The 21,651-nt window shown below is 63.0% G+C and carries 25 protein-coding genes and 1 pseudogene; 13 read left to right on the top strand and 13 right to left on the bottom strand.

The genetic code is table 11. The annotated features are described in order from the left end of the window. From nuoE to ABIE52_RS08795, 8 genes are all read right to left on the bottom strand, one after another. The gene (gene nuoE, locus ABIE52_RS08830; RefSeq protein WP_192712487.1) at positions 1-825 is read right to left on the bottom strand and encodes an NADH-quinone oxidoreductase subunit NuoE; all 825 of its coding nucleotides are present in this window, start codon (positions 823-825) and stop codon (positions 1-3) included. After that, a complete protein-coding gene (gene nuoD / locus ABIE52_RS08825) occupies positions 822-2,153 on the bottom strand; it encodes an NADH dehydrogenase (quinone) subunit D (RefSeq protein WP_054188537.1) in 1,332 nt (443 codons plus the stop codon). The genes nuoE and nuoD overlap by 4 nt, the downstream gene beginning before the upstream one ends. After that, positions 2,153-2,815, bottom strand: a complete 663-nt coding sequence (locus ABIE52_RS08820) for an NADH-quinone oxidoreductase subunit C (RefSeq protein WP_007735151.1) — start codon at positions 2,813-2,815, stop codon at positions 2,153-2,155. The genes nuoD and ABIE52_RS08820 overlap by 1 nt, the downstream gene beginning before the upstream one ends. Further along, complete coding sequence (locus ABIE52_RS08815; RefSeq protein ID WP_003942234.1) at positions 2,812-3,366, bottom strand: NuoB/complex I 20 kDa subunit family protein; 555 nt, start codon at positions 3,364-3,366, stop codon at positions 2,812-2,814. Before ABIE52_RS08815 ends, ABIE52_RS08820 begins: the two co-directional genes overlap by 4 nt. Before the next feature lie 80 nt (positions 3,367-3,446). Further along, complete coding sequence (locus ABIE52_RS08810) at positions 3,447-3,806, bottom strand: NADH-quinone oxidoreductase subunit A (RefSeq protein ID WP_003942165.1); 360 nt, start codon at positions 3,804-3,806, stop codon at positions 3,447-3,449. Between the two features lie 211 nt (positions 3,807-4,017). Then, on the bottom strand, positions 4,018-4,410 hold the full coding sequence (locus ABIE52_RS08805; RefSeq protein ID WP_042450864.1) for an Rv3143 family two-component system response regulator: 393 nt from the start codon (positions 4,408-4,410) through the stop codon (positions 4,018-4,020). Between the two features lie 180 nt (positions 4,411-4,590). Beyond that, a complete protein-coding gene (locus tag ABIE52_RS08800) occupies positions 4,591-5,025 on the bottom strand; it encodes an SRPBCC family protein (RefSeq protein WP_003942203.1) in 435 nt (144 codons plus the stop codon). An 87-nt stretch (positions 5,026-5,112) separates the two neighbouring features. Further along, positions 5,113-5,592, bottom strand: coding sequence for a toxin-antitoxin system HicB family antitoxin (locus ABIE52_RS08795; RefSeq protein ID WP_003942206.1), 480 nt, complete (start codon positions 5,590-5,592; stop codon positions 5,113-5,115). Between the two features lie 154 nt (positions 5,593-5,746). On the opposite strand from ABIE52_RS08795, the gene thyX reads away from it, so the two are divergent. The 6 genes and pseudogenes from thyX (at position 5,747) to ABIE52_RS08765 (ending at position 14,064) form a co-directional block, all read left to right on the top strand. Continuing rightward, positions 5,747-6,499: an FAD-dependent thymidylate synthase gene (gene thyX / locus ABIE52_RS08790; RefSeq protein ID WP_003942250.1), complete on the top strand. Its 753-nt coding sequence runs from the start codon at positions 5,747-5,749 to the stop codon at positions 6,497-6,499. A 43-nt stretch (positions 6,500-6,542) separates the two neighbouring features. Further along, positions 6,543-7,448 carry a 4-hydroxy-tetrahydrodipicolinate synthase gene (dapA, locus tag ABIE52_RS08785; protein WP_003942142.1) on the top strand — a complete coding sequence of 302 codons (906 nt, stop codon included), beginning with the start codon at positions 6,543-6,545 and terminating at the stop codon, positions 7,446-7,448. Then, a complete protein-coding gene (locus ABIE52_RS08780) occupies positions 7,449-9,458 on the top strand; it encodes a ribonuclease J (protein WP_050655788.1) in 2,010 nt (669 codons plus the stop codon). 59 nt (positions 9,459-9,517) lie between these two features. Further along, positions 9,518-10,141, top strand: coding sequence for a TIGR03085 family metal-binding protein (locus tag ABIE52_RS08775; protein ID WP_003942175.1), 624 nt, complete (start codon positions 9,518-9,520; stop codon positions 10,139-10,141). Between the two features lie 124 nt (positions 10,142-10,265). Next, positions 10,266-13,038, top strand: a pseudogene (locus tag ABIE52_RS08770) (DNA translocase FtsK). A gap of 45 nt (positions 13,039-13,083) precedes the next feature. Next, complete coding sequence (locus ABIE52_RS08765) at positions 13,084-14,064, top strand: TerC family protein (RefSeq protein WP_019748181.1); 981 nt, start codon at positions 13,084-13,086, stop codon at positions 14,062-14,064. 16 nt (positions 14,065-14,080) lie between these two features. Here the strand turns inward: ABIE52_RS08765 and ABIE52_RS08760 are convergent, their stop codons facing one another. Beyond that, positions 14,081-14,365, bottom strand: coding sequence for a YciI family protein (locus ABIE52_RS08760; protein WP_003942124.1), 285 nt, complete (start codon positions 14,363-14,365; stop codon positions 14,081-14,083). Positions 14,366-14,423: 58 nt separating this feature from the next. Continuing rightward, on the bottom strand, positions 14,424-14,948 hold the full coding sequence (locus tag ABIE52_RS08755) for an amino-acid N-acetyltransferase (RefSeq protein ID WP_007735157.1): 525 nt from the start codon (positions 14,946-14,948) through the stop codon (positions 14,424-14,426). A 120-nt stretch (positions 14,949-15,068) separates the two neighbouring features. Here ABIE52_RS08755 and pgsA point away from each other — a divergent pair, with 120 nt between their 5' ends. The 5 genes from pgsA (at position 15,069) to pspM (ending at position 18,521) form a co-directional block, all read left to right on the top strand. Then, a complete protein-coding gene (gene pgsA / locus ABIE52_RS08750) occupies positions 15,069-15,710 on the top strand; it encodes a CDP-diacylglycerol--glycerol-3-phosphate 3-phosphatidyltransferase (RefSeq protein ID WP_003942125.1) in 642 nt (213 codons plus the stop codon). After that, positions 15,707-16,204, top strand: a complete 498-nt coding sequence (locus ABIE52_RS08745) for a CinA family protein (protein ID WP_003942100.1) — start codon at positions 15,707-15,709, stop codon at positions 16,202-16,204. Before pgsA ends, ABIE52_RS08745 begins: the two co-directional genes overlap by 4 nt. A gap of 90 nt (positions 16,205-16,294) precedes the next feature. Continuing rightward, complete coding sequence (locus ABIE52_RS08740; RefSeq protein ID WP_003942191.1) at positions 16,295-16,675, top strand: helix-turn-helix domain-containing protein; 381 nt, start codon at positions 16,295-16,297, stop codon at positions 16,673-16,675. A 156-nt stretch (positions 16,676-16,831) separates the two neighbouring features. Further along, the gene (pspA, locus tag ABIE52_RS08735; protein ID WP_003942098.1) at positions 16,832-17,644 is read left to right on the top strand and encodes a phage shock protein PspA; all 813 of its coding nucleotides are present in this window, start codon (positions 16,832-16,834) and stop codon (positions 17,642-17,644) included. 31 nt (positions 17,645-17,675) lie between these two features. Further along, entirely contained in the window at positions 17,676-18,521 is an 846-nt protein-coding gene (gene pspM / locus ABIE52_RS08730; protein WP_020907518.1) for a phage shock envelope stress response protein PspM, read from the top strand. Between the two features lie 39 nt (positions 18,522-18,560). Here the strand turns inward: pspM and ABIE52_RS08725 are convergent, their stop codons facing one another. The 3 genes from ABIE52_RS08725 to ABIE52_RS08715 are packed head-to-tail and all read right to left on the bottom strand — an operon-like array spanning position 18,561 to position 20,446. Then, positions 18,561-19,166 (bottom strand): energy-coupling factor transporter transmembrane component T family protein, encoded by a 606-nt coding sequence (locus ABIE52_RS08725; protein WP_042922628.1) that lies wholly within the window; start codon positions 19,164-19,166, stop codon positions 18,561-18,563. Next, positions 19,163-19,843, bottom strand: coding sequence for an energy-coupling factor ABC transporter ATP-binding protein (locus tag ABIE52_RS08720; RefSeq protein ID WP_007735161.1), 681 nt, complete (start codon positions 19,841-19,843; stop codon positions 19,163-19,165). The genes ABIE52_RS08725 and ABIE52_RS08720 overlap by 4 nt, the downstream gene beginning before the upstream one ends. Positions 19,844-19,849: 6 nt before the next feature. Continuing rightward, positions 19,850-20,446 (bottom strand): biotin transporter BioY, encoded by a 597-nt coding sequence (locus ABIE52_RS08715; protein ID WP_007735162.1) that lies wholly within the window; start codon positions 20,444-20,446, stop codon positions 19,850-19,852. Between the two features lie 225 nt (positions 20,447-20,671). Between ABIE52_RS08715 and ABIE52_RS08710 the strand changes: the two genes are divergently transcribed. Both ABIE52_RS08710 and ABIE52_RS08705 read left to right on the top strand, forming a co-directional pair. Beyond that, on the top strand, positions 20,672-20,860 hold the full coding sequence (locus ABIE52_RS08710; protein WP_020907519.1) for a hypothetical protein: 189 nt from the start codon (positions 20,672-20,674) through the stop codon (positions 20,858-20,860). Between the two features lie 17 nt (positions 20,861-20,877). Beyond that, positions 20,878-21,591: a PIG-L deacetylase family protein gene (locus ABIE52_RS08705; protein WP_007735164.1), complete on the top strand. Its 714-nt coding sequence runs from the start codon at positions 20,878-20,880 to the stop codon at positions 21,589-21,591. Positions 21,592-21,651: the final 60 nt, after the last annotated feature.

The following is a 21,651-nucleotide window of genomic DNA, read 5'->3' as shown; positions in this document are numbered from 1 at the left end:
TCACTTCCCTTCGCCGGGAGCGTCGGCTGCTGAGGCCGAACCGGGTGGGTTGTCGTCGTGAGATCGGCTGATACGCAGTCCGGCAAGAGTTGCCCCGCCGATTGTTTGTGCTTCGGCTGCTTCGATTCGCGTATCGGGGAACCCGGCCAAGGTGCGTGCGGTCTGTCGGAACGAACACAGTGTGGCACCGCGACTGGGTGTCACGCGCTCTCCGGCGCGGAGCGTATCGACGAGTGAGCGCGCCGATTCCGGAGTCTGGTTGTCGAAGAACTCCCAGTTGATCATCATGACGGGGGCGTAGTCGCACGCCGCATTGCACTCGATGTGTTCGAGGGTGATCTTGCCGTCGGACGTCGAGATGGAGTGTCCGCCTTCGTCTCTGGAGCCTGCTGACCCGAGATGCTCTTCGAGTGCTGCGAGGATGTCGTCTCCGCCCATGATCGCGCACAGCGTGTTGGTGCAGACTCCGACCAGATACTCACCCGTCGGACCACGGCGATACATCGAGTAGAAGGTGGAAACGGCGGCAACCTCGGCGCCGGTCAAACCCAGCTTGGCACTGCAGAAATCGATCCCGGCCGGGGTGATGTACCCGTCCTCGGACTGCACGAGATGAAGGAGCGGCAGGAGGGCTGATCGACTGGTGGTCGCCGCGGCGTCAGGCTCACGGTAACGAGCGATGACGGTTTCGGCATCGGCGTCGAGTCGGGCGAGTACGTCAGGCGGATAACTCGATCGTGCGCCAGGGCGTACCAGTTGCGTGGGCTCGTCCGGGCGCGGCCCGAGTTCGATGAACACCCGTGACGAGCCGTTCGGGCCGGTCATCGGTCCACTCCGCCCATGACGGGATCGATACTGGCAACCGAGGCGATCACGTCGGACACCATGCCTCCCTCGCACATCGCCGCTACCGCTTGAAGGTTGGTGAATGACGGATCCCGGAAATGGACGCGGTACGGCCGGGTTCCCCCGTCGCTGACCATGTGCACACCCAACTCGCCACGCGGGGACTCGACGGCGGCGTACACCTGGCCGGGCGGCACGCGGATTCCTTCGGTGACCAGTTTGAAATGGTGAATCAGACCCTCCATGGACGACTCCATGATCTTGGCGATGTGCTTCTGCGAATTGCCGAGGCCATCCGGTCCGACAGCGAGATCGGCAGGCCAGGCGATCTTCTTGTCGTCCACCATGACCGGCCCCGGTTGTAGTTTGTCGAGGCACTGCTCGACGATCTTGAGGGACTCCTTCATCTCCTCGACACGGATGACGTACCTTCCGTAGCAATCGGATCCGTCGTGCGTCACGACGTCGAACTCGTAGTTCTCGTAGCCGCAGTAGGGCTGCGCTCGACGCTGATCGTGGGGGAGACCCGTGGCGCGTAGGACCGGCCCCGTCACGCCGAGCGCCATGCAGCCGGTGAGATCGAGATATCCGATTCCCTGGGTGCGGGCTTTCCAGATGGAGTTGTCGCTGAGCATCAGTTCGACGTCACGCAACCGTTTCGGTAGGACCTTCAACAGTTCTCGTACCTTCGCGACCGACCCGTCGGGTAGATCCTGAGCGAGACCACCAGGCCTGATGTAGGCGTGATTCATCCGCAGTCCGGTGATCGTCTCGAACACGTCCAGAATCAATTCGCGTTCGCGGAATCCGAACAGCATCGCCGTCACGGCGCCCAGTTCCATTCCACCGGTTGCCAGGGCGACAAGGTGCGACGAGATTCGATTGAGCTCCATCATCATCACGCGAATGACGGTGGCTCGCTCGGGAATGTCGTCGGTGATGCCGAGAAGTTTTTCGACTCCGAGGCAGTACGCGGTTTCGTTGAAGAACGGTGACAGGTAGTCCATTCGAGTAACGAAAGTGACGCCCTGCGTCCAGTTCCGGTATTCGAGATTCTTTTCGATTCCGGTGTGCAGGTAGCCGATTCCACACCGAGCTTCCACGACTGTCTCACCCTCGATTTCGAGAATAAGGCGCAAGACGCCGTGAGTGGACGGATGCTGCGGGCCCATGTTGACCACGATCCGTTCGGCCTCGCCAGTTCGCTGGCGAGCGGCCGCGGTGACGATGTCGTCCCAGTCCTGACCCGATGCTGTGACGACGGTTTCCGTCGTGGCACCGGAGTTGCTTCCTGTCGTCTCGTTCATCAGTTGTACGACCTACGCTCGTCGGGTGGAGGAGTCTGGGCGCCCTTGTACTCGACCGGGATACCGCCGAGCGGATAGTCCTTGCGCTGTGGGTGGCCCTTCCAGTCGTCGGGCATCTCGATACGGGTCAGGGCCGGGTGACCGTCGAAGACGATCCCGAAGAAGTCGTAGGTCTCACGCTCGTGCCAATCGTTGGTGGGGTATATCCCGACGATGGACGGAATATGTGGATCGGAGTCCGGCACGGACACTTCCAGTCTGATCCGGCGGTTGTGCGTGATCGAAGCAAATGGATACACGGCGTGGAGCTCGCGACCGGTGTCCTGCGGATAGTGGACTCCATCGACACCCAGGCAAAGTTCGAAGCGCAGTTCCGATTCGTCGCGCAGTCTGCGCGCGACCTGCGGGAGGTGAGACCGTTCGACATGCAGCGTCATCTCGTCTCGAAAGATCACTACCCGCTCGATTGCATCGGTGAAAGTGCTGCCCCCGCTGCGCAATGCGGCATCCAAGGAGTCCGCAACTTCGTCGAAGTATCCACCGAACGGTCGAGAGGCCTTGTCCTCTACTGAGATCGGCGGGGCGAGCCGGCTGTAGCCCGAGGTGTCACCACTGCCGCGGACCCCGAACATCCCCCTCGATCCGTTGTTGCCCGCGGTCATCGCAGAAGCCCCTTCATGTCGATGGTGGGGGTGGATGCCAGTGCGGCGCGCTCGGCTGCCGCGCGTGCCTCTTCGCGGTTCACGCCGAGGGGCATCTCCTGGATCTTTCGGTGCAGTTCGATGATCGCGTTCAGGAGCATCTCCGGCCGCGGCGGACAGCCGGGCAAGTAGATGTCGACCGGCACGATGTGGTCGACGCCCTGTACCACTGCGTAGTTGTTGAACATACCGCCGGACGACGCACACACACCCATGGCCAGAACCCATTTCGGCTCGGCCATCTGGTCGTAGACCTGACGAAGTACCGGCCCCATCTTTTGACTGACCCGCCCGGCCACGATCAGAAGGTCTGCCTGTCGCGGCGACGCGCGGAATGCCTCCATGCCGAACCGCGCCAGGTCGAAGCGACCTGACGTGGTTGCCATCATCTCGATCGCGCAGCACGCGAGCCCGAAGGTGGCAGGCCACAGTGATCCTTTGCGGGCATACCCTGCCAGGCCCTCGACAGTGGTCAGTAGAAATCCGCTGGGGAGCTTTTCTTCGAGACCCATATCCGACTCTTTTCAGTCGTAACAGCTGCGGTGTGACCGGTTTTGTCTGACGTATGTGTGCTGTACCTGTGTCCGCTGGCCTAGTCCCAACCGAGACCGCCTCGTCGCCATTCGTATGCGTATGCCACCGAGACGTTGACTATGAAAAGGCCCATCGCCGCGAGGCCGAACAAGCCGAGCGAATCGAAATGCACCGCCCACGGGTAGAGGAAAACGATCTCGATGTCGAAGATGATGAACAGCATTGCCGTCAGATAGAACTTGACGGGAAACCGCCCGCCACCGGCGGTACGGGGTGCCGGTTCGATTCCGCATTCGTAGGCTTCGAGTTTCGCCCTGTTGTACCGCTTCGGGCCGACCACGGACGCGAGAACAACCGACACCACAGCGAAGGCCATCGCGATGACCCCGAGGACGAGAATGGGGATGTAAGCGTTCATGTCACCCGAACTCCTCTCCGCTGTGCGGATGTCCGCCCAGCCCGAAGGTGCCGTTCGATTTCGATACTGCCAGCAATTCGATACTTATGTGACCTGCGACACCCACACTAGGGGAGGCCTCCGACATTGGGTTCGTTTTCGGGGTGCGGAGTTTCGCTCTCGAAAGTCCGAAGTAGTCGGCGCCGCAACGAATCACCGCTGCAACGGGTGCTCACCGGCTCAGTTGTCGACGCAGAAGCGCGATGACGGTGGAAGCAAGTTCGATCGGATCTATCGGCTGCGGCACTGAGGCTTCCGCTCTCGACCACGACGCCAGCCACGCATCGTCGGGTCGACCGGTCAGTACGAGGATCGGTGGACAGTCGGCGATCTCGTCCTTGAGTTGTTTCGCGACGCCCATGCCGCCCGCCGGACTCGCCTCGCCGTCGAGGATTGCGAGGTCGATTCCGCCGGCGTCGAGCTTGGCTACGACGATCGGTGCCGTCGCGACCTCGATGTAGTCGATGGTGGGCATCGACGGATGTGGGCGCTCTCCGAGAGCGAGCCGAACTTGCTCGCGCGTGTGTGCGTCGTCGCTGTAGACGAGGATGCGCACGGGTGCCATGGAGTTGGGCTCTGCGGTCTCGGCGGACACGCGGCCGACGTTACTCCGGGCGGTCCCCGGCTACCGGCGAATCTTCAACATCGGCAGGGACTTCCGCGAAAACACAGCTCGGCTTCACGGCAAACGGCCCTTACCCGGCGATGAACGCCGAAGTAAGGGCCGCCTGAATTGCGTGTGCGCTCAGAAGTTTTCGACGAACTTCGTCAGGCCCTTGCTCGCTGTTTCCAGGGCCGTCTTCTGTGCCTTCTTCACCAGGAAGCCCGGCAGCGGGATCTTGGGATCGATGGTCAGTTCGAAGGTGACTTTGGTTCCACCGTCGGTGGGAGTCAAGACGTACGAGCCGTCCTGCTGGTTCTGCTGACCGCTCTCCACGAGGGTCCAGGTCACCTTCTCGTCGCCCTCGAAGGTGTAGTCGACTACCTGCTCGTCGTTGATTCCCAGAATGGACACGGCCATGCGAACGCGATGGGGGCGACCGTCGTCGTGGGTGCTCTCGATGGTGATCTTCTTGTGTGCAGACGACCACTCCGGCAGCCGATCGACGGCTGCTACGGCCTTCATCACCGTTTCCGGATCAGCCTTGATCTCGAATTCCTTGACGCCCGAAACGGCCATGAACGTGCTCCTTCTCGCCTTGCGGCAACGGTTCGTGATTACTGCAGTTGCGCAATTAGATCATTCGGTGATCGGGTTGGCGTCGAGCTAGTCCATGCCGTTCTTGCGCATCTGGTCCCGCAATGCGCCCTGGACGGCTTGTGAAACCCACGAGTTGAGGGAGACTCCGTTCTGATTGGCGGCCTCCTCGGCGCGGGCTTTGATCTGCTCCATCATCCTCAACGTCACCCGGCTGATATCTCCGCTGACGTCGTCGAACGAGTAGGTTGAGTCCTTCTTCTCGTCGTCTGCCTTCTCGTTTGCACCTTCGCCGCCGGTCGAGTTCGGCGGGCGAACGACGTCGACCAGTAATTCGCTTCCGTCGAGATTGACCTTGACCTCTCGGTCGCCCAGCTTCGCCCCGATCTCCTTGGCCAGTTCTGTCGCCGCGGCCAACAAGACCAGGCGGACCGAGGGTTCGATGGCGGCGGACAACGACGCCGCAATCCGGCGCGTGTGATCGTCGCCGAGTTCGGCTGCAGTGGCGAGGTCGTTCTGCAGCTTTGCGGTGTACTCCGAAATGTCCATGACACCACAGTGACGTCAAAAGTGACGTCAGTCAAGGATGTGATGACGTCACTCGGTATCGAGGGCGGTCGACCGCTATAGAGTTGCCCAGCACCTGAGGCGAACGGCGCCCGGGTTTCATGCTGGTCGTTTCGTGCTTGTCGAGGAGTGGGTTGTGCCGAACACGGTGTCACTGAAAGTGCAGTTGGTGGCGAAGTCCGAGTTCTTCCCGCCCGAGGACATTCCGTGGGAGACGGACGCGGATGGTGGCGAAGCGCTGGTCGAGTTCTCCGGTCGAGCCTGCTACCAGAGTTGGTCCAAGCCGAATCCGCGAACCGCAACCAACGCCGGATACCTGAGGCATCTGCTCGAGGTCGGACACGTTTCGGTGCTCGAGCATGCGACAGTGAGCTTCTACATCACCGGTATCTCGCGCTCGTGCACTCACGAATTGATTCGTCACCGGCACTTCTCGTACTCGCAACTCTCGCAGCGATTCGTCCGTGAGAACGATGCAAACGTCGTCGTGCCTCCTGCTGTCGAAGGTGATCCCGAGCTCGAAGCACTGTTTCTGAATGCCACCGACGAAAGCCGTCGCGCTTACGGGGAACTGCTGACTGCCCTCGAAGGGAAACTGCAATCGGTGCCCGGTGCCCCGATGCGGGGGAAGCAAGCCAGGCAGGCTGCGCGCTCGGTGCTGCCCAACGCCACCGAGACGCGCTTGGTCGTGACCGGAAACTATCGGGCCTGGCGGCACTTCGTCGAGATGCGTGCCACCGAACATGCGGATGTCGAGATCCGGCGAGTCGCGGTCGAGTGCCTGCGTCAGCTTCGTGATGTCGCGCCAAATGTGTTCGGGGACTACGAGATTCTTCGCGGAAGCGACGGATCGGAAATTGCCGTCAGCGCATTTGCGGCCGAGTCGTGACTCGTGTGCAGAAGTAAGAGCTGAACCGGGTAACCTTCTGACCATGACCTACGGTGATTCCGCTTCTCTTGTCGAGCGTCCGTTCGGCACCATTTCCGTTGCGATGGTGACCCCGTTCACTGCCGACGGGAAGTTGGACGTCGACGCGGGAGTGCGCCTCGCAGCCCATCTCGTCGACAACGGCTGTGACGGCCTCGTTCTTGCCGGTACCACCGGTGAATCTCCCACCACCACCGAGTCCGAGAAGCTCGACCTGCTCCGCGCAGTGATCGACGCCGTCGGTAACCGCGCGAAGATCGTTGCAGGCGCCGGCAGCAACGACACCGCTCACAGCGTCGAACTCGCACGTGACGCGGCTCGCGCCGGAGCGCACGGTCTGCTCGTCGTCACCCCGTATTACTCACGTCCGCCCCAGGCCGGACTGTTTGCACACTTCACCGCCGTCGCCAACGCGACCGACCTGCCCGTCATGTTGTACGACATTCCGCCCCGCTCCGTCGTTCCCATCGAGACCGAGACGATCCGCCGACTCGCCGAGCACCCGCGAATCAAGGCCGTCAAGGACGCCAAGGGCGACCTCAACGCCGGCGCAGAGTTGATCGGCACCACCGAGCTTCAGTTCTTCTCCGGCGACGACCCGCTGAATCTGCCGTGGCTCGCTGTGGGCGCCACCGGCTTCGTCAGCGTCATCGGCCATCTTGTTCCGGGTCGTCTCCGCGACCTTCACACCGCGTTCGTGTCCGGCGACATCGCCCGCGCACGCGAGATAAACCTCAGTTTGATCCCTGTGATTCGTTCCGTTGCCCGCCTCGGCGGTGTCAGCGCTTCGAAGGCGGGTCTGCGACTCATCGGAATCGATGTCGGAGAACCACGCCTTCCGCAGGTTGCACCCACTAAAGAGCAGATCGACGGTCTTGCCGCCGATCTGCATGCGGCAGGAGTTTTGTAAATGACCCGTCCCCCCCGACGTCGTAGTGCCAGTCGTCAAGCCGGTCCGCCTTCGCCTCCGGCTCCCGAAACGGCCGCAAAGGCCGCACCGGTAGAGGCACCAGCTGCGCCGGCGGCAGAAGCGGCCCCCGCCGCAGCCGCCCCGCCCAAGAAGGCCGCAGCAACCAAATCTGCAGCAACCAAGTCCGCTGCCACCAAATCTGCTGCACCCAAGAAGTCGACCGAAGAGAGGTCGCCGCGCAAATCTTCCGGCGGTAACCGACCGGCAGCATCGAAGTCGGGCAACGGGCGCGGAAACAAGCGCCCCGAGAACCGTCCGGCCGTCGATCCCACGGGTCGCCTCGGAACACCCCCGAAGGCGCCGGCATCGGGTCTGCGGATCGTCGCGCTGGGCGGCATCGGCGAAATCGGTCGCAACATGACGGTGTTCGAGCACCGTGGCAAGTTGCTGATCGTCGACTGCGGTGTGCTGTTCCCCGAGGACCAGCAGCCTGGCGTCGACCTGATCCTCCCGGACTTCCGCTACATCGAAGACCGTATGGACGACGTCGAAGCCGTCATCCTGACTCACGGACACGAGGACCACATCGGTGCTCTGCCGTTCTTGCTGCGTCTGCGCGCGGACATTCCGGTCATCGGCGCGAAGTTCACGCTCGCTCTAGTTGCCGCCAAGTGCCGCGAGCATCGCCTGCGGCCGAACCTGGTCGAGGTCGTCGAGGGAAACACCACCACCCATGGCCCGTTCGACTGCGAGTACTTCGCTGTCAACCACTCGATTCCCGACGCTCTCGCGATCGCGATTCGCACCGACGCCGGCGTCGTACTGCACACCGGTGACATCAAGCTCGATCAGCTGCCTCTCGACGGCCGCCTGACCGACCTCGCCGGATTCTCCCGCCTGGGCGACGAGGGCGTCGACCTGTTCCTCGTCGACTCGACGAACGCCGAAGTTCCGGGATTCGTCACGCCCGAGCGCGAAATCGGGGGAGTGCTCGACAACGTCATCGGCAAGGCGAAGCAGCGTGTCATCGTGGCATCGTTCGCCAGCCATGTGCATCGCATCCAGCAGGTCGTCGACGTAGCCGCTCGGTACAACCGCCGCATCGTCTTCGTCGGCCGCTCGATGGTCCGCAACATGCAGATCGCCCAGGATCTGGGCTACCTGACGGTGCCCGACGGCCTCGTCGTAGACATCGACACCGCCGCCACCCTTCCCGACGATCGCCTGGTGCTCATTTCGACGGGTTCGCAGGGTGAGCCGTTGGCAGCGCTCTCGCGGATGGCGCGCGGCGAACACCGTCAGATCAACATCCGCGCCAACGACCTTGTCGTTCTCGCGTCTTCGCTGATCCCGGGCAACGAGAACTCCGTTTTTGCCGTGGTCAACGGTTTGGCCAAGCGCGGTGCCACCGTCGTGACCCAGCAGAGCGCCAAGGTTCACGTCTCGGGCCACGCGTCCGCCGGTGAGTTGCTCTACCTGTACAACGCGGTTCGGCCCACCAATGCCATGCCCGTCCACGGTGAATGGCGGCACCTGCGTGCCAACGCCGCGCTGGCAAAGGCAACCGGCGTGCCGGAAGAGCGCATCGTATTGGCCGAGGACGGCGTCGTGGTCGACATGGTGGACGGCCTCGCCGAGATCGTCGGACGCGTACCGGTCGGACACGTCTACGTCGACGGTCTGTCCGTCGGCGACGTCGGTGAGCCGACGCTGTCCGATCGCCTCGTGCTCGGTGAGGGCGGCTTCATCGCGATCACCATCGTCATCAACGAGTCGACGGGCCGTGCGGTCAGCACCCCCGAGGTGTCCGGTCGCGGCTTCTCCGACGATCCGACAGCGCTCAAGGCTGCCGCGGATCTCGTGGAATCGGACCTGGCCCGGTTGGCGAGCGAAGGCGTCATCGACGCTCATCGCATCGCGCAGTCGGTGCGCCGCGTCGTCGGACGCTGGGTCGCGGACAAGTATCGCCGCCGTCCGATGATCATTCCGACGGTCATCGCGGTTCCGTAGATTCGGCACAGCAGGTCGCTTCCGCTCGAACCCGGTCCGGTTCGAGTACTTTGGCGAAGGTGACCTTCGCTCATGACGAACGACTCGCCCTGGTGGACAGCATGGTCGAATTCGGCCCCGATGCTCCGACACTGTGTGGGGAGTGGACCAATCGTGACCTGGCAGCACATCTGATAGTCCGGGAGCGGCGTCTCGACGCCGCTCCCGGAATCATGTTGAGCCCTCTTGCCGGTCACACCGAGAGCGTGCGTAAGGCCGCAGCGGCGCGTCCGTGGGAGGAGATCCTCGACGACGTTCGGAGTGGGCCGCCTCGGTGGTCGCCGATGTACTGGCTCGACGCGCAGGTGAATACCACGGAAATGTTCGTCCACCACGAAGATGTACGACGCGCACATCTGAACTGGGCGCCGCGTCCGTTGTCGGAGGGTCGGCAGGCTCAGCTGTGGAAGTACGCCCGGCAGATCGGCAAGATGGGTTACCGCAAAGCCGCTGTCGAGGTCATTTTCGAACTTCCGTCCGGCGAGAGTGCGGTCGTCCACAAATCCGGCTCTCGCAGTGTTGTCCTGCAGGGTGAACCCGCCGAGTTGCTGCTGCACGCTTTCGGTCGCAACGAGGTGAAGATCGAAGCCAAAGGTGAACTGGCCGACGTTCAATCCGTGATGGCGCTCGATCGCAGTTTCTGATGGCCCCCTTCTGCCGGAGCCGAGCTCGACAGACGGGTTGTGAAGATCACGTTTCGCACTCGCCACCAGTGTTGCTGGTGTTGCGGATGGTCCAGATGGGGTCGCACAGACTAGCCTGAACTCCATGGCAGGTAAGTCGAGCGCCCGGGGATCCAGTACAAGCACGTCTACGTCCAGGGCATCGACCAGGTCGTCAGCCTCTACTCCGAGCGCGCGCGCAACCGCAAAACCTCGTGCCTCGCGCACCACGCGAACCGTATCGACTCCTCGAAATGTCACGACTTCGGCCAGGGCTGGTGGGCGCCCCGCGTCGGGCAAAGGCTCCAAGCCGGCGCCCAAGAAGGCGTCCGGTACGTCGTCGGCCGCGCGCCGCCCGGTATCGAAAACCTCTCAGCGGGCCAGCCCGTTGGCCGCTGTGGGCAAGGGAATCGGAGCCGGGTGGTCCCTGGCTGCCCGCGGCGTCGGCGCCACCACACGCACCGTCAGTAAGGTCGGCGAGATCGAAGCCGGCCACCGCCGCGACGGAATAGCGCTCGGCCTGATCGCATTCAGCGTCGTCATCGCCGGTGGCGTCTGGTTCAAGGCCGGTGGTCCGATCGGCGGCGGCATCGACACCCTCGTGCGGGCGATCTTCGGCGCGGCCTCGGCCGTGCTCCCCATCGTCGGCGTCGGCCTCGCGATCCTGTTGATGCGCACCGAACCGAAACCTGAGATCCGGCCCCGACTGATCATGGGATCCTTGCTGGTCGGTCTGCCGGCGCTCGGCCTCTGGCACATCATCTCGGGTTCACCGACAGACGCCACCGGTCGCTCCAACGGCGCAGGGTTTGTCGGATACGTCGTGGGTGGCCCGCTCACCAACGGGCTCACCGTCTGGCTGTCTGCGCCGCTGCTGGTCATCGCCGCCGGATTCGGAATCCTCCTTCTGACCGGAACGACTCTGCGTGAGGTGCCGAGCAAGTTCCAGTCCTTCTTCGGCGCCTCGTATCGCTCGGACGAATACGGCGACTACGGATCCGAATTCGACGAGGACGGTGAGCACCACTACGGCGAATCTGCTTACGATCCTTCACTGTTCGACGCCGACGGCTACCCGGTCGACACCTACGCCGAGCCGCCGCTCAAGCCCGCCAAGCGGACCAGCCGACGCGCACCGATCGACAACTACCCGACGGACGAGTTCGAATCCGGAGACAAGAAGACCGAAGTCCTCGGTCTGTGGAACGCCGACGACACCGCAGTACCCGACGAGCCCGTCGCGGCTGCGGCAGCGCCCGTCGTGGAGACGCCGGCACCGCGCCCCAAGGTGCCTGCGCGTTCGGTCCCCATCGCCAAGCCCGTGCCGAAACCCGAACCGGAGCCGGAGGAGAAGGAACACTTCGTCACCGATCGGGTCACCGACGGCGACTACAACCTCCCGCCGACGACGTTGCTGATCGAGGGAGACCCGCCCAAGCTCCGCAGTTCTGCGAACGACGCGATGATCGAGGCGATCAGCGAAGTCCTCGAACAGTTCAAGATCGATGCCGCTGTTACCGGTTTCACCCGCGGACCGACGGTGACGCGCTACGAGGTCGAACTCGGCCCAGGCGTGAAGGTCGAGAAGATCACCGCGCTCGCCCGCAACATCGCGTACGCCGTGGCAACCGACAACGTCCGCCTCCTGGCCCCCATTCCGGGTAAGTCCGCGGTGGGTATCGAGGTACCGAACTCCGACCGCGAAATGGTCCGCCTCGCCGACGTTTTGAACGCGCCGAGCACCCGACGCGATCACCATCCGCTGGTGATCGGTCTGGGTAAGGACATCGAAGGTGACTTCGTCAGTGCGAACCTCGCGAAGATGCCCCACCTTCTGGTGGCAGGTTCGACCGGCTCGGGTAAGTCGAGCTTCGTGAACTCGATGCTCGTCTCGTTGCTCACCCGAGCAACGCCCGAAGAAGTACGGATGATCCTCATCGACCCCAAGATGGTCGAGCTCACGCCGTACGAAGGTATCCCGCACCTGATCACGCCGATCATCACTCAGCCGAAGAAGGCAGCGGCAGCGCTGGCCTGGTTGGTCGAGGAGATGGAACAGCGCTACCAGGACATGCAGGCCAACCGGGTGCGTCATATCGACGACTTCAACTCCAAGGTCAAGTCCGGCGAAATCACCGCCCCGCTGGGCAGCGAGCGCGTCTACCGCCCGTACCCGTACATCCTGGCGATCGTGGACGAGTTGGCCGACCTCATGATGACCGCTCCGCGCGACGTCGAAGAAGCAATCGTCCGCATCACCCAGAAAGCCCGCGCTGCCGGAATCCACCTGGTGCTGGCAACGCAGCGCCCGTCCGTCGACGTCGTCACCGGCCTGATCAAGACCAACGTGCCTTCGCGTCTGGCGTTCGCGACGTCCTCGCTCACGGACTCGCGAGTCATCCTCGATCAGCCCGGCGCCGAGAAGCTCATCGGTATGGGTGACGGCTTGTTCCTGCCCATGGGCGCCGGCAAGCCGACCCGTATGCAAGGCGCGTTCATCACCGACGAGGAAATCTCTGCGGTTGTCGACTTCGCGAAGAACCAAGCCGAGCCCGAGTACACCGAAGGTGTCACCGCACAGAAGGCCGGGGAGAAGAAGGACGTCGACCCCGACATCGGCGACGACATGGACGTCCTCTTGCAGGCCGTGGAACTGGTGATCACGAGTCCAATTCGGTTCGACGTCGATGCTGCAGCGCAAGCTGCGCGTCGGGTTCGCCAAGGCCGGTCGACTCATGGATCTCATGGAAAATCGTGGCGTCGTCGGCCCCAGCGAGGGCTCCAAGGCACGCGAGGTTTTGATGAAGCCTGAGGAACTCGACGGTCTGCTGTGGTCGATTCGCGGTGGCGACCCGGACGAGGCACCCGCAGACGAGTAGCGACACCTCGGCGGACAAGCCGTCGACAGACGACCGGAGGAACCCGTGCATGTGACGCCGTTGGCTTGGGGAATCACGATCGTGGTGATCCTCGGCCTGTTCGTCTTCGACTTCTTCGCCCACGTCCGCACTCCGCATGCGCCGACGTTCCGGGAGTCCGCATTCTGGTCGACGGTCTACATTTCGATCGCCATCGTCTTCGGCCTCGTCGTGATGTGGATCTGGGGCACCACGTACGGCGGTGAGTACTTCGCCGGCTACGTCACGGAGAAGGCGCTTTCGGTCGACAATCTGTTCGTCTTCGTGATCATCATGTCGACGTTCGCCGTCCCGCGAGAGTTCCAGCAGAAAGTCCTGCTGATCGGCATCGTCCTCGCATTGGTGATGCGCGGAATCTTCATCGGAGTCGGTGCGGCCGCCATCAATGCGTACAGCTGGGTGTTCTACCTCTTCGGTGCGTTCCTGATCTACACCGCGTACACCCTGATCCGCGATCACGGGCATGAGAAGGAAGCCGAGGAGAAGCGCGACAGTCGCATCATCTCACTCGTGAAGCGGGTGCTGCCGACAACCGAGGAATACGACGGGGACAAACTGATCACCCGGATCGACGGCAAGCGCGTCGTGACACCGTTGTTGTTGGCGCTCATCGCAATCGGGTTTGCCGACGTGCTCTTCGCGCTCGATTCGATTCCGGCGATCTACGGTCTGACCCAGGAACCGTATCTGGTGTTCACCGCCAACGCCTTCGCGCTGATGGGTCTACGGCAGCTGTACTTCCTGATCGGTGGGTTGCTCGAAAGGCTGGTCTATCTCTCGTACGGGCTCTCGATAATCCTGGCGTTCATCGGTGTGAAATTGGTACTTCACGCGTTGCACGAGAACACCCTCTCGTTCGTCAACGGAGGTGAACACGTCTCCGTCCCGGAAATCTCCACGGCACTCTCACTCGGAGTGATCATCGGAGTATTGGCGGTGACGACGGTCGCGAGCCTGTTGAAGACTCGCGACCGGGCGGGGGAGTAAGCCGGGGCCGGGGCTCTCAGGCGCTGAACTGACCCAACACCGGAACCCACTCGGTGATCCGGACCTTCTCGATCAAATCGGCGATCGCGAACGGATCGTGGGTGAAGAGGAGGGAAACGGTGTCGGCGTCTGCGGCGTCGACGATGATCAGCGCGCCGTTTCCATCTGCAAACGGGCCGGATGACAAGACGATCGAGCGGGAAACCAGATCCGCGAGCCACGCGCGGTGATCGCTACGGACTTCGTCGCGCTGAGCGTTCTTCTCGGGCGCGTAGGTGTATTCGACGAGGAACAACGACATCGTGAACCGCTTTCGGGGCTGGTGATCGAGATGGTGGTGTGTGAAGAGTCTGAACGGTTCAGAGAGTCAGGAGCATGCGAGTATTGCCGAGTGTGTTGGGTTTCACATAGCTCAGATCGAGGAACTCGGCGACGCCGGCGTCGTAGGACCGACACATTTCCGCATAGACCTCGGCGGTGACGGGGGTGCCGTCGATCTCTGCGAATCCGTGACGGTGGAAGAACTCGGTCTCGAACGTCAAAACGAACAACCGTTCCAACTCCAATTCCTTGGCGACCTCGATGAGTTTGTCGACGACGTGGAAACCTGCGCCCTGGCCTTTGGCGGTCGGATCGACTGCGACGGTGCGGATCTCACCCAGGTCCGCCCACAGCACATGCAGTGCGCCGCAAGCGATTACCTGGCCGCCTCGCTCGGCGACCCAGAACTCCTGGACTGCCTCGTACAGCGTCACGAGATTCTTCTCGAGGAGGATCTTGCCGGCGTAGATGTCGATCAGACGCTTGATTTCGGGGATGTCCGACGTTCGCGCGCGACGCACGATCAACTGGCTCTCGGTATAGGTCGGCGCGGTCGAAGTCATGTGGTGCACATTAGTCAATGGCCCTACCGATATTCTAAGTCGCGTGCCTGTCCGCCCCACGCAATTCCCGCGCCGCTCGGCTTTGTCCCGGGTTCGGCTCACCGCCTGTGCGGTGATCCGATGAGTACCCCGCGCGATCAGACCGACGCCCATCGCGCCGCCGTCGGCCCGTCCGACGGCACACCTGTCGCGGACAACCCGGTTCCGTTGCTGAACATCGCGAACATTCTCACGATGGTCCGAATGGTTCTCGTTCCGGTTTTTCTCGTTGTTCTGTTCGTCGACGGCGGACACTCGACGTGGTGGCGTCTCGGGGCAATGGGCGTGTTCATCGTCGCCGCGATCACGGATCGGATCGACGGCCAATTGGCTCGGAAGTACGGTCTGGTCACCGATTTCGGCAAACTCATGGACCCGATCGCGGACAAGGCGCTGATCGGAGCCGCGCTGATCGGGCTCTCGGTTCTCGGCGATCTGTCGTGGTGGGTGACCGGAGTGATCATCGCCAGAGAACTCGGAATCACGCTGTTGCGGTTCGCGGTACTGCGGCACGCGGTCATCCCGGCGGGCAAGGGCGGCAAGCTCAAGACCCTCGTGCAGGCCGTCGCGATCGGGTTCTACCTCTGCCCGCTGCCGAGCAGTTGGGACATCGTCAGCGGATTGCTGATGGCTGCTGCCGTCGTGCTGACGGTGGCGACGGGAATCGAATACATCGTGCAGGCGATCAGGCTTCGCGCCGGAGTTCGCGCAGTCGAGTCATGACGGACCCGCTGCTCGCACTCGGAGTGGTCGAACTCGTCGACGCCCTTGGCGCCGCGAGGCAGACTGTCGCCGCCGCCGAATCTCTGACGGCTGGATTGTTCACGGCTGCGGTCGCGTCCGTGCCGGGGTCGAGCGCGGTGCTGCGTGGGGGCCTGGTCGTGTATGCGACCGACTTGAAAGCGACGCTGGCGGGCGTGGATCCCGAGCGTCTGGCAACGGACGGCCCCGTGTCCGAGAGCACCGCCGTGGCTTTGGCGCTCGGCGCCCGGACGAGGTGCGGCGCCGACTGGGGTATCGGACTGACCGGAGTCGCCGGTCCGAGTGAGCAGGACGGACACCCGGTCGGAACGGTGTTTCTCGGTATCGCCGGCCCGGACGGAACCGAATGCGTACCGCTCGCGCTCGGCGGCGAACGGTGGGAGATTCGGACAACCGCAGTCGCAACTGCCGTGTCGCGGTTACGTGATCGTGTCGCAGAGCGTGCGGCACGATAGGCTCGGGAACCAATCGGATGTGTTCGGACGTTGACGATTGTGAAGACGTACGACCATGCACGATGAGGTCACGGATGAAGGAGGAGCGAGATGGCGCTGCTATTGCGTGAGGCAATCGGTGACAGTCTCCGGCGTACGCGCGTTTCGCAGAGCCGCACGCTACGTGAGGTGTCGAACAGCGCGCGTGTGAGCTTGGGCTATCTGTCCGAAGTGGAACGTGGGCGTAAGGAAGCATCGAGCGAATTGTTGGCGGCGATCTGTGATGCGCTCGCAGTCCCACTGTCCGACGTGCTGGTCGACGTGAGCGAGACCCTGGCCACGAAGAAGAGCGCTCCGGTAGCTGGTCGGCAGGTTGCCGAACCTGCCGTGTCTGCTTCCGGCTCTGTCTCGGCTTCTGGTTCGCCGACTATCGCACGCGATACCCGCGTCGTGATTCCGGCACCGAACGCTCGAAGGTTGGCGGCGGCGTAGCCACTACCGGCCGTAACCGATAGATTTTGTACGTAACCGCCGGTTTCCAGCAGGTGGGGTCAGAGCAGATAGGGCGCAGCCCTTGTTTCGGTGCGCGACGGTCGCGCTCCGGGTCGCGTTCGGCGCGGCGCATCAGATGGAGGCAGGATCAAACCAATGGCTAATCCTTTCGTCAAGGGCTGGAAGTACCTGATGGCGCTCTTCAATTCGAAGATCGATGAGAAGGCAGATCCAAAGGTTCAGATTCAGCAGGCGATCGAGGACGCACAGCGCCAGCATCAGGCGTTGTCCCAGCAGGCTGCGTCGGTGATCGGTAATCAGCGTCAACTCGAGATGAAGCTCAGCCGTCAACTCGACGAGGTCGAAAAGCTCAACGCCAACGCGCGCCAGGCCGTCAACCTCGCCGATCAGGCCGCTGCTGCCGGCGACAACGACAAGGCGATCCAGTACACCAACGCTGCCGAAGCTTTTGCGGCCCAGTTGGTGACGGCCGAGCAGGGCGTCGAAGATCTGAAGGCACTGCACGACCAGTCCTTGCAGGCCGCCGCTCAGGCCAAGAAGGCTGTCGAGCAGAACGCGATGACTCTGCAGGCAAAGGTTGCCGAGCGCACCAAGCTGCTCAGCCAGCTGGAGCAGGCCAAGATGCAGGAGCGCGTGAGCGAGTCCCTTCGGTCCATGGACAGCACGCTGTCGGCTCCCGGCAACACACCCAGCCTCGATGCTGTGCGCGACAAGATCGAGCGGCGTTACGCCGACGCACTCGGCTCTGCCGAGCTCGCCCAGAACTCCGTTCAAGGCCGCATGATGGAGGTCCAGCAGGCCTCGGTCCAGATGGCAGGGCACAGTCGCCTCGAGCAGATTCGTGCTTCCATGAAGGGCGAGGCACTGCCTTCCGGCGGCGCAGCAGCCACTCCTGCGACTCCGTCCGTCGAGAAGCAGCCCCCGGCTGCCGGTCAGACCGGGCAGTAGCCGAATCCTCGATGTCGGCAGTGATGCTCTGATGTTTTCTTCACGAGACGGTCGATCTGGGCGCGAGCCCCGGTCGGCCGTTCCCGTTTCCGTATCCGGCGCCTTCGGAGCGTTGGGACGCACCGCGGACACATTGCGCGAGGTCGGACTGTCTGCGGCGGATGCCGCTCGGCGGTGGCAGGACCCGCGCGCCAAATTCGAGCGCAAACGTGCCCGTGCACGTCGACGCGCTCAGCGTTGGGGTTTCATGTCCGGCGGATCAGTGGTCGGCACGGCCGGCCTTGCTGTTGCGTCGGCCCCCGAGTGGTCGGTGGTCGTGGCAGGCGGGGGAGCGGCACTGTTCGCGGTTCCCGCCGTCATCGCGGTCGGCCGTTACCGTTCGATGAGTTCCGGCCCACCGCCGTCGGCGCCGATTCGCCGGCGCTTGCCACCGTCGTCGTCTCGCGCGTTCATCCCGATGTCTCGCCTCATCGGCGCCGAGACTTCGCTGTTCGAGATCTTGAGTGTGCTCAGACGCGCCGACACCATCGACCCCGGTGAGTTGGACGAAATCACTGTTACCGCCGATTCGGCACTGAGAGCGATGTTCGCGGTGTCTTCGGATGTCGTCGCGATGGAACGCGCTGTGGCCGCGACGCCGAAGGTAACCGAACCTCTTGATCCCACCATCGACGGCGCAGTTCGTGAGTTGCAGTCGGGGTTGGATCAGTACGAGGATCTGGTGACTTCGGCAGCTGCTCTGACAGCGCCTCACAGCCCGTCGGCGCTCGTGGGATTCAACCGAGAGCTTTCGGCGCTGCACGCGGCCGCCGAGCGGCTCTCGGCGCTTGCCGACGCCATCGGCGAGGTGGACGACATCACCCGCAAGTACAACTGATCGGCTCTCGCGCCTGATCGATGCACACTGTTCGACATCTCAGTCGTCGGCGCCGCGGGCCGCCAATGCTTCGCCCATTGCGTCCGCGGTCATCAGGGTGCCGACGATGACCGGCACTGCGAAGGATCGCAGCGAGAATCCGAGCCCTCGCGCCTTGCGTGCCTCGGACACCTGTGTGATGACCTCGAACATCAGCGGGATACACCGGATCGTCATTGCGAGGAGCAAGGCGATCCGTTCGGGATTGACGCCGAAGCGTCGCAAGGGTGTCAGAAATCTGGTGATCGCGTCGAGCATCTCGGAGATCCGTGTGGTCAGACCCATGATCGCCGCGAAGGCGATCGAAATGATCAGAACCCCGCAAACGACGGCCGCTCGCTGCCATCCCGCGACTACCAGCTGGAACGCCCCGATGAAGAGCAACATCCACAGCGCCGGACGCAGCTGCCGGATTGCAGTCATCGGAGGAATGCGCGCAATCGCGTACAGGGCCACAACGACGATCGTGGGAGCTGCCAGTTGCCACGGCTCACGCACGAAGATCGAGACGGCGAGGATGGCCACGACCAAGGCGAAGAGCTTGATTCCCGTCGGCATCCGGTGCAGGAGTGAGCGGCCCGGACGGTAGACGCCGAGAGTGGTCACGAGACCAACGACCGGTAGTGATCGATGGAGTCGGCGGGGGAGCCGTCAGCGACGACGCGGCCTTGGTCGACGACCAACACCCGTTCGAAGGACTCGAGGAGATCGAGTTGGTGGGTCACGACGATCAGTTGCTGATCGAGTGACTCGAATACCGAGCTGATCAGCCGAGAGTTGCGAAGATCGAGGAGCGTGGTGGGTTCGTCGGCGACGAGTACGTTCGGTTCCGTCACCATGATGGCCGCGAGCGCGAGGAGCTGTTTCTGCCCGCCCGAAAGCTGGTGGGTGGGATGGTCGGCGTGCCCGGCGAGGCCGTAGCGTTCGAGCACCGAGGCCACCTTTGCGGCGCGCTCGGCTTTGCCCAATCCGCTACGGCGGAGCGAGAATTCGATGTCCTCGGCAACCGTCGGCATCACGATCTGGTGGTTGGGATCGGTGAAGACGAATCCGACCTGCTTGCGTACGTCGCGGCCCTTCTTCGCCGTGTCCAAGCCGTTGACGTGGACGTGTCCTTCCGTCGGAACGACCAGTCCGTTGATCATGCGAGCGAGCGTCGACTTGCCGCTTCCGTTCGCACCCACGATTCCGATTCGCTGCTCGCTCAGTCGCAGATCTATCTGCTGCAGGACCGTTCGTTCACCGAAGCTGTGTCCGACGTTCTCGAAGACGATCTCACTCATCGGAGATTAATTCGCCACCACGGTCTTGTTCGACGAGATCACCGAGTCGCGCAGTAGTGCCGGGTATGCCCGGTGAACCTGGGACGCGACCAACGCGGTGACGACTGCTTTTGCGGCGTCGAGCGGGATGAAGGCGGCGTTGGCCGACCATGCGGCAACGAAGCTCATGTGTCCGCGGACCATCATTCCAACGATGCCGAACGCGTAGAGAACGACGACGCCGCCGAGAAGGTTGATGCCGATGCCCGCGATGATCCGGTACTTGGGCAGCATCTTGGCGGTCAGCCATCCGATGACAAACGCCGTCGGGATCCAACCGATGAGGAATCCGGCTGTCGGGCTCGATAGAGACACGAGTGCGGTGCGACCGCCGGCAAGGACCGGTAGACCGACCAATCCCAGAGCAATGACCGTCAGGACGGCGAGAACACCCTTGCGCGGTCCGAGTAGAGCGCCGGCCATCATGACGCCCATGGACTGAAGGGTGATCGGCACGCCGGAAATGCCGATGTTGATCGACCCGGGTAGGCCCAGCGCGATGATGAGTGCGGCGAAGACGGCTACATGCGCGAGATCGCGAGCGGGGAAACGGGTCGTAGACACTGCGGACGTGCTCCTTCGGCATACGGGATCGAACTTCGCGAGTTTACGCCAGGAGCAAGCTCCCATGGGTTGGACACCTGACCTGCGTGAGGGCCGGTCTCGGGGTGAACCCTGATCTTTACCTGAACTTGCCGCTGAGCTGCTGCTTTGTCACGCCAGACCTGTCAGGCTGGTTCTACGGACGACGCAGCACCTGTCCGATTCGACTGATTATTCAACGGCACGTTGGAGGTAAGCATGTTTTGGAAGATCGTTTTGGCCGTCGTACTGGTGTGGGTCGCACTCGCGGTGGTCGGTGCGCTGATCAAGGGGCTTTTCTGGGTTCTGGTGGTCGGCGCTGTCGGCTTCGGAATCTACTTCCTGGTGAAGGCGATGTCGGGAAGTGACGACAATTCGCCCGCTTCGCGGTTCTGACGGGCAAGATCTGCCCTATGGAAAACTTCCCCGAGGACTGGCAGCGCGCGATTGTCATCGTGGCGCATCCCGATGACATCGAATACGGCGCAGCCGCAGCAGTGGCGCAGTGGACCGATCGCGGCAAAGACGTGCGATATGTCCTGGCCACGCGCGGCGAGGCCGGAATCGCCGGTCTGTCGCCCGAGGAGTCCGGCCCGATCCGCGAGGAAGAAGAGCGTCGCTCGGCCGCGATCGTCGGTGTCGGTGAGGTGGAGTTCCTCGGCCTGCCCGACGGTCGTCTCGTGGAAGGCTTGGAGTTGCGCTCGACTCTCGCCGCAGCAATTCGCCGCCACCGTCCGGAATTGGTGGTGACGATGAACTTCTCCCACACCTGGGGCCCCGGCTATCTGAACAGCGCAGATCACCGTGCACTCGGGATCAGCGTTCTCGACGCAACTGCCGACGCAGCGAACGAATGGATCTTTCCCTCATTGACAGCGCAGGGACTGGCGCCGTGGTCCGGTGTTCGGTGGGTTGCGGTTAATACGATGACTCCCACACACTGCGTCGACGTGACGTCGACGGTCGATCGCGCCGTGGATTCGCTCGCGGAGCATGCGCGATATCTGGCGGCGCTGAGTTCCACGCCGATCCGGGAACAGGCGCGCGCACAGATCGACATGGTCAGCGGACCGAAGCCTGGTTTCGACGCCGAGCGAGCAGTTGGTTTCGAGTTGTACTATTTCTGATGATCTCTGAGCGAGAGAAATCGCAAGTCCCGACGGGATTACCGGTGACTTGTCCGGTAT

It is taken from the genome of Rhodococcus sp. OAS809, assembly GCF_040546695.1.
Lineage (GTDB): Bacteria > Actinomycetota > Actinomycetes > Mycobacteriales > Mycobacteriaceae > Rhodococcus_F > Rhodococcus_F qingshengii.
This window is presented reverse-complemented; position numbering and strand designations above follow the sequence as displayed.

Coding starts and splice junctions, on each gene's coding strand:
- nuoE (WP_192712487.1), bottom strand. CDS start 825: ATGACCGGCCCGAACGGCTCGTCACGGGTGTTCATCGAACTCGGGCCG.
- nuoD (WP_054188537.1), bottom strand. CDS start 2,153: ATGAACGAGACGACAGGAAGCAACTCCGGTGCCACGACGGAAACCGTC.
- ABIE52_RS08820 (WP_007735151.1), bottom strand. CDS start 2,815: ATGACCGCGGGCAACAACGGATCGAGGGGGATGTTCGGGGTCCGCGGC.
- ABIE52_RS08815 (WP_003942234.1), bottom strand. CDS start 3,366: ATGGGTCTCGAAGAAAAGCTCCCCAGCGGATTTCTACTGACCACTGTC.
- ABIE52_RS08810 (WP_003942165.1), bottom strand. CDS start 3,806: ATGAACGCTTACATCCCCATTCTCGTCCTCGGGGTCATCGCGATGGCC.
- ABIE52_RS08805 (WP_042450864.1), bottom strand. CDS start 4,410: ATGGCACCCGTGCGCATCCTCGTCTACAGCGACGACGCACACACGCGC.
- ABIE52_RS08800 (WP_003942203.1), bottom strand. CDS start 5,025: ATGGCCGTTTCGGGCGTCAAGGAATTCGAGATCAAGGCTGATCCGGAA.
- ABIE52_RS08795 (WP_003942206.1), bottom strand. CDS start 5,592: ATGGACATTTCGGAGTACACCGCAAAGCTGCAGAACGACCTCGCCACT.
- dapA (WP_003942142.1), top strand. CDS start 6,543: ATGACCTACGGTGATTCCGCTTCTCTTGTCGAGCGTCCGTTCGGCACC.
- ABIE52_RS08780 (WP_050655788.1), top strand. CDS start 7,449: ATGACCCGTCCCCCCCGACGTCGTAGTGCCAGTCGTCAAGCCGGTCCG.
- ABIE52_RS08760 (WP_003942124.1), bottom strand. CDS start 14,365: ATGTCGTTGTTCCTCGTCGAATACACCTACGCGCCCGAGAAGAACGCT.
- ABIE52_RS08755 (WP_007735157.1), bottom strand. CDS start 14,948: ATGACTTCGACCGCGCCGACCTATACCGAGAGCCAGTTGATCGTGCGT.
- pgsA (WP_003942125.1), top strand. CDS start 15,069: ATGAGTACCCCGCGCGATCAGACCGACGCCCATCGCGCCGCCGTCGGC.
- ABIE52_RS08745 (WP_003942100.1), top strand. CDS start 15,707: ATGACGGACCCGCTGCTCGCACTCGGAGTGGTCGAACTCGTCGACGCC.
- ABIE52_RS08740 (WP_003942191.1), top strand. CDS start 16,295: ATGGCGCTGCTATTGCGTGAGGCAATCGGTGACAGTCTCCGGCGTACG.
- pspA (WP_003942098.1), top strand. CDS start 16,832: ATGGCTAATCCTTTCGTCAAGGGCTGGAAGTACCTGATGGCGCTCTTC.
- pspM (WP_020907518.1), top strand. CDS start 17,676: ATGTTTTCTTCACGAGACGGTCGATCTGGGCGCGAGCCCCGGTCGGCC.
- ABIE52_RS08720 (WP_007735161.1), bottom strand. CDS start 19,843: ATGAGTGAGATCGTCTTCGAGAACGTCGGACACAGCTTCGGTGAACGA.
- ABIE52_RS08705 (WP_007735164.1), top strand. CDS start 20,878: ATGGAAAACTTCCCCGAGGACTGGCAGCGCGCGATTGTCATCGTGGCG.